General features: G+C 65.2%; 12 protein-coding genes. All 12 read right to left on the bottom strand.

All coding sequences use genetic code 11. The features are described 5' to 3' along the window. Window positions 1-38: 38 nt before the first annotated feature. The 12 genes from eccD to ACIBCK_RS16640 all read right to left on the bottom strand — a co-directional run bounded on the left by eccD (window position 39) and on the right by ACIBCK_RS16640 (window position 15,236). Window positions 39-1,403, bottom strand: coding sequence for a type VII secretion integral membrane protein EccD (eccD, locus tag ACIBCK_RS16695; RefSeq protein ID WP_399390835.1), 1,365 nt, complete (start codon window positions 1,401-1,403; stop codon window positions 39-41). A gap of 31 nt (window positions 1,404-1,434) precedes the next feature. Next, entirely contained in the window at window positions 1,435-1,725 is a 291-nt protein-coding gene (locus ACIBCK_RS16690) for a hypothetical protein (protein WP_399390833.1), read from the bottom strand. 85 nt (window positions 1,726-1,810) lie between these two features. Further along, window positions 1,811-2,260, bottom strand: a complete 450-nt coding sequence (locus ACIBCK_RS16685; protein ID WP_399390832.1) for a hypothetical protein — start codon at window positions 2,258-2,260, stop codon at window positions 1,811-1,813. Window positions 2,261-2,276: 16 nt separating this feature from the next. Beyond that, window positions 2,277-2,738 carry a hypothetical protein gene (locus ACIBCK_RS16680; RefSeq protein ID WP_399390831.1) on the bottom strand — a complete coding sequence of 154 codons (462 nt, stop codon included), beginning with the start codon at window positions 2,736-2,738 and terminating at the stop codon, window positions 2,277-2,279. A 20-nt stretch (window positions 2,739-2,758) separates the two neighbouring features. Then, complete coding sequence (locus tag ACIBCK_RS16675) at window positions 2,759-5,104, bottom strand: hypothetical protein (protein ID WP_399390829.1); 2,346 nt, start codon at window positions 5,102-5,104, stop codon at window positions 2,759-2,761. Further along, complete coding sequence (locus ACIBCK_RS16670; RefSeq protein WP_399390827.1) at window positions 5,101-5,493, bottom strand: DUF6507 family protein; 393 nt, start codon at window positions 5,491-5,493, stop codon at window positions 5,101-5,103. Before ACIBCK_RS16670 ends, ACIBCK_RS16675 begins: the two co-directional genes overlap by 4 nt. An 84-nt stretch (window positions 5,494-5,577) precedes the next feature. Beyond that, on the bottom strand, window positions 5,578-5,889 hold the full coding sequence (locus ACIBCK_RS16665) for a pore-forming ESAT-6 family protein (protein WP_361843230.1): 312 nt from the start codon (window positions 5,887-5,889) through the stop codon (window positions 5,578-5,580). 33 nt (window positions 5,890-5,922) lie between these two features. Next, window positions 5,923-6,252 carry a hypothetical protein gene (locus tag ACIBCK_RS16660; protein ID WP_399390825.1) on the bottom strand — a complete coding sequence of 110 codons (330 nt, stop codon included), beginning with the start codon at window positions 6,250-6,252 and terminating at the stop codon, window positions 5,923-5,925. Between the two features lie 684 nt (window positions 6,253-6,936). Further along, window positions 6,937-8,136 (bottom strand): TIGR02679 domain-containing protein, encoded by a 1,200-nt coding sequence (locus tag ACIBCK_RS16655; protein ID WP_399390823.1) that lies wholly within the window; start codon window positions 8,134-8,136, stop codon window positions 6,937-6,939. Then, window positions 8,129-12,448 (bottom strand): SbcC/MukB-like Walker B domain-containing protein, encoded by a 4,320-nt coding sequence (locus ACIBCK_RS16650; RefSeq protein ID WP_399390822.1) that lies wholly within the window; start codon window positions 12,446-12,448, stop codon window positions 8,129-8,131. Before ACIBCK_RS16650 ends, ACIBCK_RS16655 begins: the two co-directional genes overlap by 8 nt. Further along, on the bottom strand, window positions 12,445-13,629 hold the full coding sequence (locus tag ACIBCK_RS16645; protein ID WP_399390821.1) for a DUF2398 family protein: 1,185 nt from the start codon (window positions 13,627-13,629) through the stop codon (window positions 12,445-12,447). Before ACIBCK_RS16645 ends, ACIBCK_RS16650 begins: the two co-directional genes overlap by 4 nt. After that, complete coding sequence (locus tag ACIBCK_RS16640) at window positions 13,626-15,236, bottom strand: DUF2397 domain-containing protein (RefSeq protein ID WP_399390819.1); 1,611 nt, start codon at window positions 15,234-15,236, stop codon at window positions 13,626-13,628. The genes ACIBCK_RS16645 and ACIBCK_RS16640 overlap by 4 nt, the downstream gene beginning before the upstream one ends. Between the last annotated feature and the right edge of the window lie 230 nt (window positions 15,237-15,466).

Genomic DNA, 15,466 nt, shown 5'->3' with positions numbered 1-15,466 from the left:
GTCTCGCTGCCAGTCCGGCTGTGCCATGGCCCGCATCCCTACGCGAAGGTGTCGAGTAGACGGCCATACACGCCGAACACCCCGATGGTCAGGGGCAGCAGAGTAATCACCCCCACCGACTCCAGAAGATCCCCCGCCCGTCGCAGCCGCACCCGCACGTGCTCCGCGGGCTGCACCACCAGAACCAGAAGGGGAACGACGGCAAACAGCACGAGCAGAGCCACCGGCCCCACCACGTCAGCCTGCGCCATCCACACCCATACCAACCGCGTGGCGACAACCGCGGCGGCCCCTAGCAACGCGACCACCTCAGCCGTCAGCGGAAAGGCCCGCGCCCGCAATGCCAGCACCACCGCGACGGCCACCGAGAGCAGGACCGTCCACACCGACACCGCGCGCAACACCAACACCCCAGCCACCGCCGCGGAGGCTCCCGACACGACCGTGGCGATCGCCAGCCCACGATGCGTGGCCGCCAGGGCGGAAGACACCTGATAGCGGCTCACCGACGCCCCACCGGAGCGCCGGTCGTCCAAGCCCGACAACCCCGACGCCATCATCGCAAGGCGCGGCAGTACACCCAGCGCCACCACCGACACGACCGTCAGCAATGCCGCCGCATGAGCCGTCTCGACCTCCGCCCCGCCACCCGACTGCAGGGCGAGTGCGACCTCCCAGCACACGACGCACCCGGTCAGCGCCACAGCGCCCACCAGCCCGCCCCGCCCCAACGGCGAGAACCACCCCGACAGCGTCAACGCCACGATCAAGGCTCCGGCCACACCAGCCAGCCGAAGGGCCCCAGACCAAGCGTAGGCATCGCCGAGCGACCAGGCGCCGAACACACCCAGCACACCGGTTACGACGATCAATGTGGCGGCCAGGCTCGTCCGCCGGGCACGCCCGAACAAGGACCCACCAAGAGCCGCAAGCACAGCAGTTGCCAGCAGCACCGTGCCGACACGCGACGCGGAGAACTCACCCCTCGCCAGTACCCCGGCTGTGACGGCCCAGCCGACGGTGGCCGCGCCGGCCGCCACCTGCCGAGCCGCAGGCCGCCACCGCCACGCCCGCACATCCAAGTCATCGGCGGCCTCATCGGTGACGTCATGCACCACCGGCGCAGACGGAGCGTCCTCCACCCGAACCAGTCGCAGCACTGCTCCGTCCGGCACTTCCGCCGACTCCAGCGTGCCGTCCTGCGCCAGCACCGACCCATCCACCGTCACCAGATGCCGCAGCATCGGCTGCGCATCCACCCGATCACCCAACAGCCGCATGACATCTGGCAGAAGCCGCCCGATCGGCTCCTGCGAAGGCAGAACGAGGTCTACCCGCCGCCGCTCGCCAACGAGTGTGACCCGGCTCAACGCCGTACGACTCGGACCGCTCGTGCGGCTCATGGGCCCCGCAGATATCACGCGTTCGAACCAATCATCGGGTAGAGGGCGAGACGGAAGGTGAGGAGGCCGGCGCCGAAGGCGAAGAGGACGGCACGGAGGACCCGTACGGACTCTTACCGATGAGGCGGTGGGAAATGAACGACCACCCCACACATCCGGCGCACAGCACGGCTGCGATCACGACCCCGGCGAACACCTTGCCCAACCGCTCATCCAACGACCGCCGCTGCCGCTGCCCGCCGAACAACAAGGCATCCCGCAGCCGCCGACGTCGCACGGACACCGACTCAAGCAACTGGCTGTCGTAATCCTGGGCTGCCACGCCACCTACTCCTCGCTACATCGCTCACAAGCATCTGGCAGATCTAGGCCGTGGCCGAGTTCGAGACCTGGAGAGCGGCTGTTCCTCAGCACCAGCCGCCAGGAAGCAGTTCGGATTGGCGGGATCCCACAGGAGGCGATGTCAAGCGACGCACAGTTCCGGAATCCGCGATCAGAACGTCGGGGATATCTGCCTCAAGAAAGCGGAGGTAGCCGATAGTCCCGATAGTGGTCGTCCGCGCAGCCAGCCACATCAAGAGGGAGTGCAGCTCGCCGAACTGGTCGGGGTGAATCTCTTGGCGAACTGCCAAGGCCCACCCACACGGTCCGCGCTGGAGTTCACCGACCAGGGCCCCGCCGATACGTGATGCTGAGCCGGTGGAGGAGAGTAGTGGGTACTCCTCCACCTCTTGGAAGTTCTCAGCCTGGGAAGCCTCTTGGCTCCCGTCCAAGTGCCAACGAAGCAGGGCAATGTCGGGGTCGGACACCGAGTCCGGGAGGTTGAGCGCGAGCTGCAGTTCATAGAGGTCACTCATATGAGAAGGCCATGTGCTACTCGTCTTCGTCGACTTGGGCCGTCAGGCGCAGCGTGAGCTCCGCACTGGCCAGCATCCGGGTGACCTCAATCGGTAGATTCCCGAATTCGACCCTGACGACATCGGCAGGATCAATTCTGCGAGTCTGCCCATCACGGCCTTCGGCCTCGATGACGTAGCGGTAGCCGCGTGGAGCCGTAGCGTCGTCCACGACATTCCAACGGGCGCCATGTTTCTCGATGAGGAAATCCGACACGTATGACATCAGGTCACTGAGCAGTGTCAACCAGTCTGATTGCTCGAATTCACGGAACGGGAGGCGGGATACATAATCCTGCAGAGCCGGAACCAGCTTCATCGGGTCGCTGGTGTAGACATCTGAGGCAACGCCCAACATGTCGGCGATGCCTACGATGTTCCTGTGTGAATCCTCGATCCATCGTTCGAGGTCCGGGTCGGGAGCGGCTGCCCTCACCATTCCTGGCACCTTCCATGTAATTAAGACTTCTTGGGGGGTGGGCCGTATTCAACGAATACGATTCTTGCCTGTATGAGGTAATTTCGCAGTGCTTGCGAGGGAGGTGCGTGCGTGAACACCCAACGAGGATCATATCCGGGATCTAGTCGTCTCAGCGTCAGATCCTTGTTGATCTGCTCCATCAGCCCCTTGCTCAGCGGCACCTCGCCCTTGACGACCTGCTTCATTCCGTCTGCGAGTGTGACTGTTCGGAAGTCCAAGTAGTGCTTCACCTCAACAGCCAGCGTACGCCCGTTCGGCAGGTCCGCAGGTACATCGACCTTGCGGCCCCCCGGGGTCTCCACCGGGTAATAGGGGTGGTCATTCGTCGGCACTCGAAAGTGCCTTTCCGGGCCGCCGTCAAGCATCTCTCGAAGGTAGTCCTCGGCTGCGTCATTCCGGTATTTGCTGGGGCGCAGGTTACGCAACTCGCGCAGAGTGAGTTCTGCTCTGCCAGGTGGAAGGGCAGGTCGCGTGAAATCTGGTTCCCCGTCCCCAGCGCCGCGTTGATGCGGTTCAGGCGATGCATCCGGTTCGTTGGCAGCCGCTTGGTCGTCGTGTTGCTTCTGAGTATCCGCATCGTCTGAGCCGTTGCCGTGAGCTGGCTCGTGCGGACTGTCATCGGCTGCGCCTGCCCCGCCAGAGCCTTCGTTGCCACGTACACCGTGCCCAACAGTATGGGCGTCCGCAGTGGCCGTGCCACCCGATCCACTGCCATCCCGAGAGGGAGTTGAGCTGTGCGACTGGCCCGGCAGAGAGTGGTTGGCAGACGGGCCACGACCGAGGTCGTTTGCCACGCCACTGGGCAGCTGGTTCGCCCTACCTCCAGGAAGGTCGGAGGCCCTGGCCGCGGGCAGATCACCACCAGCCCGGCCGGTGGCCCCAGCCGCCCCGTCTCCGGCACGAGCGCCCGCCATTGCCGGTTCACGAACCGGATCACGCGGGGAGGGCGTCTCGGCTTGCCCGCCGACACGTTCGGAGGTCACGCTCTGGACCTTGACCTGGTCGACGTGCTGGACGAGCACCTTGTGGTTCTCGTCGAGGAGAGAGCCGTCACGGGTGAGGAAGCGGGTCTCGCCCTTGTCCGTCACGTACTTGAGGGTGTTGTCCGGGAGAAGCTCGACATGGTCAGGGATCTTCACGACCGTGCCGTCAGGCTGAAGTCTGCCCTGGCCGGACAGGACGTCGTTGTACGCCCCGGTGTTGAGATTCTTGAGGCTGCCGAAGAGGTCGCCGACCTTGACGACGCCGAGTTTGCCAGCCTTGCCGACATAGGTGATGGGGTCGACCAGGCGCCCGGCCTTGCCTGCAATCGAGATGGCCTTCGCAGCAGCACCGCTCTTGGCGGCGGCTCCCGCGCCCCCGGTGGCCACGGTGGTGATGACGTTGAAGGAGACCGCCCCGGCGGCACGCGCGGGGTTCTTGCCCCACTGGTCGTAAGCGACCAGCGCCTTGCCCGTCTCCGTGACCGCTGTGCGGGAATCGCGCAGCCAGGAGGGCAGTTTGTCCTTGGGCGCCATCCAGTAGGCGGCTCCGGCGGGGCTGAGGGTGATGGCCAGGCCCGTGGCCAACTTGGCCAGGCCCGTCCAGGCCTCGCCTGCGGCGCCCCAGCCGTCCGTGCCGACCAGGGTGCCCAGCCCCTTGATCGTGCCCCAGAGGCTGTCGACGATGAACCCGTCCCACACGAAGCTCTTGATGTTGTGGCCGACAGCCGCCCAGCCGGTGTATTCGCGATCGACCGGCGCCCCCCAGGGCGTCGACTCGGCCTTATTGAGGTCCTCGGCGTTGTAGCCGTACGTACCGCAGCTGCTCTCGCCGTCGCTGGCCTTGAGCTGGACGCCGTTGACCAGGGCGGTGATCTTGTTGTGGCAGGCGCGTTCGGCCGCCCAGAACGCGTCCATGGTGGTGTTCACGTCATGCCACAGGTCGTTGTTGTGCTGGACCTTGTCCTTGTCTTCGCGCCAGTCCTCGTCGCCCGCGACGTCGTTGCAGTAGAAACTGCTGGCCTCGGTCTGCAGGCTCTTGAGCCTGGCGGCCAGCGGACGCACCTCATCCCCGTAAGTGGTGAGGGCCTGCGACACCTTCTCCAGGTCGTCGGCGAAGGCGTCCGTCTTGGTGGCCACCGGCGCGGTGGTGGAGAACAGGTCCGCTGCCTCTGGGGCCTGGTAGAAGGCGGACAGCCCCTGGAAGTTGGAGTGCACCAGCGCGCCATTGACGCGGAACAGGAGCGCCTCCGCGGTCAAGGTCGTCGTATCCAGCTCCAGCTGCTCCAGGTTCCCGGTGAACTGGGGGATTCCCGCGGAGTCGATGAGCTTGGCATCGCTCACTTCCCACCGCCCTGTCCTGTGCCCGCGCCGGGCATGTCGATCTTGGGTTCCTTCAGCGCGGCAGCCTGAGCGTCAGCAGCCATGTCCAGATCGCCCTTGACGTAGGCGGTCGTTGCCTCGCCCGCGCCGTTCAGCGAGCTACCGGCGCGCTTGGCGATATAGGCCAAGTCCTTCTGCCACTGGGTGAAGAACACGCCCAGGGCGGACGCCACCGGCCCTTGTGTGCCGTCGCCTTCGCGCCCGCCCTCGACTGCGGTCCCCGCCGACTTCGCCGCACTCGGCAGCGTCTTCTGCATCTGCCCACCCACACTGGCAAGCCCTTCGGCGGCCGTGCCTGCCTTCTCCAGAACGCCGCTCACGCCGGCGGGATCAATGTCCCAAGCCGTCACAACAAGCCCCCTTCATCCCCGATCCCCGTCACCCGTAACGCTGTTCACGGCCGGGCGCCTCGCCAACCCTCCGAAGGCGGGTCGTCAGCCAATGTTGTCGACCGCGGCGCGCGCCCGTGCCAGGGTCGACTGTGCGGTGCCGTCGTTCTGCTCCAGCGTGGTGCGCACGAGGCGGATAATTTCCCGTACCTCGCTGGCTGCCTTGTTCCAGCGGACTTCCTTGCCGTGGTAGTCGTCTGACACACCATCGGCCTGGTAGTCGGCCATCGCAGCCTTCACCGCGCGGTCGCGGTCACCGAGCACCCGCTCCAGCTGACCAATGATGATCTGCAGCCCGCCCTGCACGTCGGACGAGGCGCCGGTGTCGTAGGAACGGCGGTCTTGATTTCCTGCCATCGCGAAAGGCCCCCTTGCGAAGTGGTATACGGGTCAGGCGGAGAAGCGGGCACCGTCGAAGTTGGCCGCCCCCATGTTCTGGTGGGCGTTGTCCGACTGCTCCTGATCACCGGAACCGAACGCGGTGTCCATACCCGCCTGCCCTCCCAGGATCGAGGACAGTGATCCATTCAGATCCGAAGTGATCTCATCCGCACGCAACTTGAACGAGTCGAAGGTCGCCTTGCCCGCTCCGTTGAACTTCCCCTCCAGCGGCTCGGCGGCCTGAACCAGCAACTGGATCAACGTGCCGAGATCATCGCTGGAGCCCACGGTGCTCTTCCCCAGCACCGCGAGAGTCGTGTCTCCCATGTCGAACTTCATGAACCCACCCCGTAAGTCCCTGTGAAATCGCCAACTGTGGTGCGCACGAGGCCCATCAGCCAGTCACAGTGCGCACATGCGTCACTCACGCCACGTAGCGTATCGAACATCTTCCCCTATACCGCGTTGCAGGCGCAACGCACTTGGACACCAGATGGCGTGATCGCGCCCATGACGTAGCCCGATTCGTGAAGACAACTGCTGGATCGCCCACCCACCAGCACTTGCACGGCCCGCTGCCCAGAAGCCGAGTGACGCTCGATACGCGTAGACCCTTCAGTGTGGCTGGGCCCGCACGTTGCTGGCCACGCGCCGGGCCGCTCGGCTCCGAGTGTGATGCTGGTCCAGTCGGCCAGGGCGCTTACGGCGCGCCCCCCGCTGGGCAATATCGACCCTGGACAGACCTGACGAGGCCGACCCCGGTATGGGTAAGAGGCAGCGCAAGAACCCCGGCGTCGTGGGAGGGAAGTAGGCGCACCGCCTCCCCCATGGCTCTGGAGGAGGCGGCTCCGTTATCGTCGGGCGCTTCCGCCATGCGCCTGGTTGCCCCGTCCAATGGCCCTGCCGCGCATCCCGGCATCATCGATCGCGTAGAGCACCGTGGCTTCCTTCACCGTGCTTCTTCCTGTTCTCTCCAGGAAGGGCAGGAAGAGGACCACTCATTTTCCTGTACCCATTGGTCGCTCACTCGACCTTCACCTGCTTCAGGTCTTCCAGAAGGTGCTGGAGGACCTGCTCTTCGTACTCCTTGGCGGTATCGCTCGGTCCGACGCTTCGCAGCCTGTACCGCCACATCCCGGCGTCAGGCGTATGTGTGAGGAGCTTCGCCGTGATCTTCTGGCCAGCTGCGTCGTCATCCGCACGTATAAGGAGCCGCACTCCTGCCCGTTCCAGTCCTTGCAGCAAGGTGAGGGCTGCGGAAGAAGGCCAGCCGTACGTGCAGACGACTGGAGCGCAGTCCGCTCCGTAGCGGTCGGCGGCAGCTTCGACAACGGCTGGGTTCTCACAGACGTAGACAGCCCTGAGCCCAGCCTGGGGGGCCCACTCTCCGGTGAGGGAGCGGTGTGTGAGCCAGATCGGCTCCCCGCAGGACGCCCCGGCCGTGGCGAGGGTGGCGGCGGGGGCGCGGCCGACGAGGGGAAGGTTGAGGCACAAGACGACGCTGGATACCTGGTCGCAGACGATGCCTCGGCTCTCCCACAGAGATCGCCAGGTCTCGCTGGCTGTGATCGCGCCTGGAACGATTCGGGCGGCTAGGTCAGCAGCCGGTTCGGCTTGGTGCAGCGTGACAGCGGTGATGAGGAGAGCCAGGGCGCGGCCAAGGTCAGTGTCCTTGTCCAGAGCATGTGGGTCCTCCGTCGTCCTGGCGGCGAAGACCGCGAGCGACAGAGGTTGATCCTCCGCTTCTGGGAGCTGCGTCCAGACCGAGGCGACCTGCTTCATGTGACTGAGCAGTTTCCCTGTTCCGGGTTTGGGGCGTCTGCGGAGTTTGATGAACCACTGGGCTACGTGCTCGGGTACACCGGCGCCCACAAGGGCGCTCCCGGCAGCGTCGAGTTCCCCTTGGCGTGCGGCTGCTTTCCGGGCGCGGTCGGCTCTGTGGTCGTCGAGTGATCCCAGGCTCTGCGCGAGCAGCAGCAGTGTTGTAGACCGGGCAACCAGCGCCTTCTCCAGGGCGGCGACAGTGACGTTCTTGCCGGACGTCACCCACTTCAACCCGAGGAGCCTCCCGATCTCACGGCGTTCACCATCGGAGAGTGGAACGTTGATTTCACCGCTGACTGCACCGCGGGCTTCAAGCCGACGTCTGACCTCCGCGATCACCTTGGCGGGGCCAGCCAAATTGACCCAAGCTTGCAGGGGTTGAGGGATGGCGCTACTCATCACGGGACTCCTCCATCACCGAGAACAAGTCGGGCATGGGATCGGTGGCTTCGGCTACGGAGTCAGCGGCTGCTCTGGCGGCCAGGTGGGCAGGGTCCGGCAGCTCAATAGGTTCCATCCGGCCGGCGGCCCAAAGCATCAGGGTCAGATCTGCACCAGGCAGGGGGTGAGGGGCCCGTACGACTTGGTACATAGCTGCGCTGGGAACGGTGGCTGTAGTAACGAGGGGGCCGGGACCGGCGAGGAGGTAGTCCATGTCGAACTCGTGGAGCAGGCCGAGGACGCTGGAGCGGTTGGGGGCGTCGACGCCGTCGAATGCCTCGTCCAGCCACAAGGGGCGTGGGCCGGTCGGTGTGCCTTGGTACATCGTGGCGAGTGCGGCGACGAGAGGCAGCATGAGCGTGACGACCCGTGCGCCGCCTGAGAATTCTTCGTGGTCACCGCGCTCGAGCGTCGTCCATCGGCCGCTACCCGTGCGAGTGTCGATGACCACAGAGAACCAGCGGCGATAATCCAACGCATCGGCCAGCCGGGCACGCCAGTCGGTTTCTCCATCGGCTTTGGCCTGCTGCTGCGCCTCTTCTACTCGGCTGCGGAGGAAGAATTGGATCTGCTCCTGGGCTTCCTCACTGAGAAGTTCGAAGTCCTCGCTGAGGGCATCGAGCACGTCGGCGCCGTTGCTGTCACTGTCGAGCGGGACGCGGCGGATCCTCAGCGTGGTGCGACTGGTGCCGGTGGGATGCTGGGCGAGTGTGTCGTTGATGGTCTTCTCGAGTTCGTGAACTGTCTCCAGGCGGTCTCGTAGATGCTCGATGAAGGCAGAGCCGAGGAGTTCGTCCAGGGTGTCGTGCCAGGCACGGTCGTAGCCCTGTTGCAGCACTTCGTGCTGGTGAGCGAGGCGTACGAGTGCTTCGCGCGGGCCGTACCCGATGCCCGAGCTGTCGATCACGGCCTCGACGGTGGGGAGCTCTTCATCGTCGTCGGCCTCGATGATGCGAACAGTGCGGCCCGCAGAGACTTCCAGGATGGACCGCAGTTGCGTGGTTTCCTCGGCCAGCTTGCGCCACGTTCGTTGAATTCTGGCCCTTTGCGCGCTGGCGTCGCGCTCAGGCCAGTCGGGAAGAGTAATGCTGCCGCGTGCTGTGCGGGCGTGGTCGAGCGCCGCCGTGGTGGACCGGGTATCCGGGTCGGGGATCTCAAGGGCTTCTGGTAATCCGCTGTCGACGGTGCGCCACCACTGTCGGGTTGCTGTCTCTCGTTCGGTGAGTGCCTCGGTTCTTTCCCGTTCAATCGTGGCGAGTGCCGCTCCAGCGGCTGCTCGTTCCTCCACATGCAGTGTTCTGGACTTGGCTCGTTCGCCTGCCGCCTCGATCTGCTGCTCGATGAGCATGTCAATCTCCTGGACACGTGCGAGCAGCTTCTGGGCGTCATTGGACAGCGCCTCGCGCGCGGTACGCGCTTGCACCTCAAGGCGTTCCGCTCGGACCTTGAGCCGGTCGGCTTTGGCCTTCTCTTCGGTTCCACGCCCCATTTCCCGCACGGCGATGGCGGAGGCTCGATCGGCGGCGCCACATTCGCCAGCGAGTAGCTTCCGTTCGCTGCGCAGGTTCCGAAGGCGTTCACTCACGGCTTCTAGCTGCTTCGACAGCGCATCCAACTGAGCTTCACTCTGCGGAAGTTCGTGCTCGTCCCGCCAGGATGAGACTTCGCGGCGTGCCTCAGCCATAAGGCGTTCTGCCTCATCGAACTTCTCCTGCGCAGCGAAGAGCTTGCCGGCCGACTTCTCTTTACGCTCCTTGGCATCAACTACGGTCCGCAACAGGGAGGCCAGGTTGCTGTCGTCGGGCGCACGAGTGACAGCTTCACGTAGCTGCTGGAGTTGGTGCGCTGCGTCCGTCTCCTTCGCCTCGAACACTTCCGCGCTGGAGCATAGTTTCGCGCACTGATCACTCAACTCAGCGATGCGCTGCTCGCGCCACCGCCTCCGGGCCGCAGTGCCGATGTAGCAGGCTGCTTTTGCGGCGGGCTTGACGAGTCCGTGAACGTTGGCGGAGCGCCAACATCCGTCGGCCGCGATGAAGTTGCCGTCCGCTGGGTTTCGTCCGTCTTCGACCCACGAGATGGAGGAGAGAACATCGTTGACGGTCACGGCGAGATTGCCGCAGTCGGCCGCTGGCAGCAGCACTTGGGCGAGCGTCGGCCCGGCGGGCCGCTCGTGACCGCTACTCGCCACTACGTCTACGCCATCTCTGCTTTCGCTCCAGGCTCCATCTGGCGTCACCCATGCATCGAGGAGCCCTGCTGCGGCCAACGCGGCTTCGATGACTGCGAGCTGCTCTACGGGGAGGGATTCGTGCGGATCGATCAGCCTCCACAGGGGCGCACCAAGGGCCGAGGGGTAGGCGGGGCGGCTGCGACGTGTCCAGCTCCGCGGAGCTGTGGGCGCCAGGTCGGGCTGGCCCTCCAGCTGTTTGATCTCCGCGTGTAGCTCTGCCGCCTCCGCTCGCAGGCTCGTCGCCGCGGTTTGGGCTGCGGTCTTCGCTGTGATCAGTTCTTCACGTCGCGGCGTGATGAAATCTCGGTCAATGAGTTGCCGCAGCACGGGCGCGGGTTGCTGTTGGTCGAGTTCATTGACGGCATCGGCCCACCGCTGCATGTCTTGCCCCGACGGCCGCGGGGCTGGAACCGACACTGACCACTGCCCGATCGCATCGACCACTCGTTGGCGCTCGGCAGCGGCGCCATCGAGGGCACTGGTCAAGTCGGCCTTGGCTTGGCCGTCCGCTTCCTTGCGGGTCTTAACCGCCTCGGACTCGACGTCTACTCGGTGCTGGACCTTACGGAAGTTCCGGAGGAGCTCACGCAGGTGGGCGAGGTGGCCGCGTCTCGTGTCACAGGCCGCCTGGGGCCGTGCATCATCGCCGTCGTTGATCCATTGGCAAACGGCCTCGCTGATCCCGGCCATGGCCGCGAGTCGAGCGGTCTCCTCCGCATCGGCCTGGATCTTCTGCTCGTGCTCCGCCACCCCTGTGTGGAGTTCGGACGCTTCAGCCTTGGCCTGCTCGGCCTCTCCCATCACTACCCGAGCGTGGTCTGCTTGATGCGCTGCTTCTACCCCTACGCGCTCAGCCTCCCCAGCCAGGCTGCGGGCTCGTTCCTGAGCGGATTGTGCGTCAACGTAGGCGTCGCGTCGTTGGATCTCCTCTCGTTCTGTCCGGAGATCTGTTTGGCTCGCTTCTTCCCGCCGCGCCTCGGCATCCAAGTCGCCAAGTTTCTTGTCCGCCTTGCCCTTTCGCTCACCTTGGATTCGTTCTCTCCGGGTGATTTCGTCGAGGGAGCTGCTGGCTGCCGCAACGTTGTCCGCAGCGTGGCGGACCGTTGCGCTTGCCCATGGGTGCCAGGCTCTACGGTTGAAGTCGCTCAGCGCATCCCGGGCTTGCTGGGCGCTGTCCCGGTCGTTGGTGATCTTTTCCAGCTGGTCCCAGCCGTCGGCGAGTTGATGGATTTCGTGTTCCCGAAGCGGTGGGAATGCCATGCGTAGCTGCTCGGATAGGAACCTCTGGTCCAGGCGCTCTCCGAGTTTGGGTGTCCGGATAACGCGGAGCATGCGGACGTAGGAGTCGAGTGCGTATTCGTCACCATCGAAGACGATCTCGGCGAGACGCTGCTTGTAGGCCTCGCCGGTGTCGCAGCGGCGCCATCCAGGGTTCGATTCCAGGTCGGATGGGGGGACGGTAGTCGACCCCTTGATCAAGACCAGCCCCCCGCGTACGCGGTCTGGGCCCTCGCATACCGCCCATGTGAGCATCGGGCGGCCAGGCTTGGGGCGTCTGGCCTCTGCATGGAGCAGAGCTGTCGCGTACTGAGGGCCGGTGGGAGTCAACCGGCCGTACTCGACCCAGACCCATCCCCGGTTCACCGACTTTGAGGCATCCCGACGGTCCTTGTCGCTGTCAGTGGGCTCGACGTAGTAACGGAAGCGTTTGCGGCCATCGCCCAGTGTGTCGATGAGGTGTGTTGCGGTGCTGCCAGCGAGCATGATGAGCGTGGTAAGCGTCATCAGTGTGGACTTGCCGGTCTCGTTGTGGCCCATGAGCTGGGCGCGGCCATCGCTCATCCAGAATTCGGCAACTTCGAATTCCCACATGTTGACGACTCCGGCGCGCAGTTGCTGCCAGCGGTCGTATCTGGTGGGCTCAGGTAGTCCTCCGGAAGCCGCCGCCTCCCGCCACTCGCACAGGTGCTCCAAGGAGAGGGGCTTGGTCTCCAGGGTGGTGCTCGTGGCAGCCGTCGTGTGTGCGGCGTCGGTCACTCTGAGTCCTCCGAGGCGAGAGTGTGGGTGTACCAGCGTGAGGATGGGGCAGGGTCTCGATACCGGGCTGCGGCTGGCTTCAAGGTCCAGTTGCCGCTGCTATCTATCTCAAGGAGTCCAGCGTCGCGCAGGGTGCGCTCCGCCGTGGGCCTGATCTGTTCCGGGCGTTGGCGGAAGGAGTCGGTGAGCTCGGCGTGGTGCTGCGTATGCAGGGCCGCGGCTAGCGAATCCACTTGGTGGGAGAGAAGGAGGACGGCCCCGGTCTCAGTCCTCTCTCCGGTAGCCCCGGCGGCGTCGCACAGCATGAGAGCGACCCACGCCGGCGCTGCGGTCTTGGGCCAGTCGAGCGTCGCGTCGTCGGACCACGGATGGTCTGGCGGCAAGATGAGCACGAGGCCCTCCGCACGGACCTCGACAGTTCCGCCAGTCATGGTCCGGGCAGCTTCAGCGAGGCGCCCCGCCACTCCTCGGGCATAGGCGGCGTCGTCTTCGCTGAGGTCCCCGTACATAAGGGCGGGGGTCTCGATGAGGATGCGGAGCATCCGAGTCCAGCGGGTTGCTGCCAGCAGTTGCGTCTTGTCGGAACCTGCTGGTGGTGCCGCAAGGGCGGCTGTGTGCGGATCGAGGAGCTGGAGCAGCGCCGCACGGTCTATGTCGTATCCCGCCCCGATGCCGGTTCGGTTGGCTTCCCATGCCTTGAGCATCTCTTCGTCTCGGGTACGGCGGACAAGGACGCCGTGTGCTTCCAGTCGGCGGACGGCGAGAAGCAGGATCGAGCGTTCCGGGCCGTACTCAGGGTCGTAGGCCGTGACAGGACTTGTTTCGACTCCCGTGATCATGCGCACGTGGTCGGATATGGCTTGCAGTGTGGTGGTGCTGTCGCTCTCTTCGCATGCCGCAGCGGCGACGAGCGTCAGGACGAGTTCCCGTCCCTTCGGCGGCCGGGACGTATAGGGCGCGGTGACGATTCCTGCGTGCGGGGTCCGGTGCAGCCGTACGATCTGGCCGGCGACGACAAGCCGGTATCCGAGGCGGCGGAACCATTCGGTGAGCTGGCGCTGGTGTCGGATCGCCAGACGGTGGAGCTTGGCGTCGTTGGTCGGTGTGACAAGCGGCTGGGTGAGGAGCCCGATGAAGGCGCTCTGTTCCTCCAGGCGTTTGGTGACGGTGAGAGCCCTCACACGCGGTGCACCTCCAACGTCACGTCTTCGAGCACGAGTACGCCTTCTGGAAGGGCGACGATCGCTGAGGGGGTGTCGGCTGACGCCGGGATCATCCGTACTTCCCAGCCACCGTCCACAGTTGTGCCGGTGCGCGTGCCGTCCTGGTGGCGTGTCCCTGACCGTGCCGTGGAGAGCAGCTCCCACAGGAACACGCCTTCCGCTTCGGTCAGTTCGCCCCACTCACTCAGAGGGCGACCCGCGCGCCGGAGAATTCCCTCCACCGCCTCGGCGAGTTCCCGTCGCGCCTTGGCTGCTGCATGCCGCGCAGCCGCACGAGCGTGAGACAGATCTGGGATCTTTCCTGGGCTTCCCTTCAGGGCCTGGTGCCCCCGGGCCCGGAGCCTTCGGTCCACGGTGGCTGGCGACGCGTCCCAGAACGAGGTGCGCGCAGACGTTGTCGCCTCTGACACAGCCAGCGCGAGATGGACGGGGCGAAAGAGCCCTGTCGCCTGCTGCCACAGTTCCCACGCCTCACGGTCATCAGAGGCTCTCTCGATTCTCCCCGCCAGCGACAGTACTTCCGCCCGCCTGCTGACTGCTCCGCCGACTGCCAGCAGAGTGCGGTGGCTGCGCAACAGATCCGGCACGGCGTCCCGTACCTGGCGCCGCAGCCGACGGGCCTCATTGTCTGTCCCACAGAACCAGGTACTGAGCGTCTCCACAACATCCATCAGTTCATGTGTGGTCTGCCCAAGTACGTCGTCCGCAGCCTCGGCGCCCACGCGGTGCAATGCGAGGGCACGCCACAGTTCTTGTTTCGCCTCGGCGGCCCGCGCTGTCAGCGCAGCGATGGTGGGCGTATGCATGTCGACACTGGCGCCCCAGACCTCGACGTAGTTTCGGAGGAGTGCCGTGAGCGAAGCGATCTTGTCGGCACTGGGCGCTCCGCTCAAGCCCTGCGCCATCGCCGACTGCCAGCGGTGGGCCGCGCGCTGCATATCGGCCAGGGTCAGCTGGACTTGAGCCCAGCACGTGTCCGCTTCGGAATGGTCCTGGTTCCCCACAGCCGCATGAAAGCCCTGGAGATGGCTGGTGATCAGCGCAGGCCCAAGGAGTGCCGAAGTCGACGTCTCGTTCTGCGATCGTTCTTGTTCGACGACGAACCGATGGAGATCCGCAGCTTGCTGGGTCAGCTGGTATCGCTCACGGTTGCGCAGGAAGTCCGCCTCACGCTCCGCCCGGTCCTGCCAACTCTCGACGGTTCCCCACTTCTCGAGCTGCTTCATCCGCTGATCCAGCTCGAAAGTGTCCTCGTGCAGCAGAGTCCGGGCCGCACTTTCACCGTAGTGCTCGGTCGTGTAGGCGCGGAGCAGTCTGGGCAGTTCAGACCGGGCAACTCCAGTGAGGGAGCGGCCCTGCGCTTCGAGCAGCACGTCGACGATCAGCCGGAAGGCTGCGGAGTTTCGCCCGGTGAGGTAGCTGGCAAAGGTGACCCGTCCCGGAAGTCCCGCCAGCGCCCATCCATCGATTTCCGGGACGGGACTCGTTTCGACGCCGCGCTGCTTGGGAACCGCCAAATTCGCTCTAACGTTCGTTAATTCGGCGGTTGTTGCGTGATCTTCCAAGGGTGGGCCCTTCCTTCGCCACTCCATTGCCATGCCGGGGACCCTAGCGACGGGCACTGACAATCAACGGGCGAGTCACCTCCCCTGGCGATCAGCAATCCTTCCCAACGGGAATCAGAGCAAGACATCACTCGAGTGATATGGCTGGCTTCGCCATCCCACACACCGCAGACCCAAAGTTCTTGGCTTGAACCCACAGCCGAGCAGTACAAGCCCCGCGCGCACAGTCC

This window comes from Streptomyces sp. NPDC051218 (assembly GCF_044455475.1).
Taxonomy (GTDB): domain Bacteria; phylum Actinomycetota; class Actinomycetes; order Streptomycetales; family Streptomycetaceae; genus Streptomyces.
This window is presented reverse-complemented; position numbering and strand designations above follow the sequence as displayed.

Bases quoted from the DNA above. Each gene is read 5' to 3' on its own strand.
- ACIBCK_RS16660 (WP_399390825.1), bottom strand. From the start codon at position 6,252: ATGAAGTTCGACATGGGAGACACGACTCTCGCGGTGCTGGGGAAGAGC.
- eccD (WP_399390835.1), bottom strand. From the start codon at position 1,403: ATGAGCCGCACGAGCGGTCCGAGTCGTACGGCGTTGAGCCGGGTCACA.
- ACIBCK_RS16680 (WP_399390831.1), bottom strand. From the start codon at position 2,738: ATGGTGAGGGCAGCCGCTCCCGACCCGGACCTCGAACGATGGATCGAG.
- ACIBCK_RS16685 (WP_399390832.1), bottom strand. From the start codon at position 2,260: ATGAGTGACCTCTATGAACTGCAGCTCGCGCTCAACCTCCCGGACTCG.
- ACIBCK_RS16655 (WP_399390823.1), bottom strand. From the start codon at position 8,136: ATGAGTAGCGCCATCCCTCAACCCCTGCAAGCTTGGGTCAATTTGGCT.
- ACIBCK_RS16665 (WP_361843230.1), bottom strand. From the start codon at position 5,889: ATGGCAGGAAATCAAGACCGCCGTTCCTACGACACCGGCGCCTCGTCC.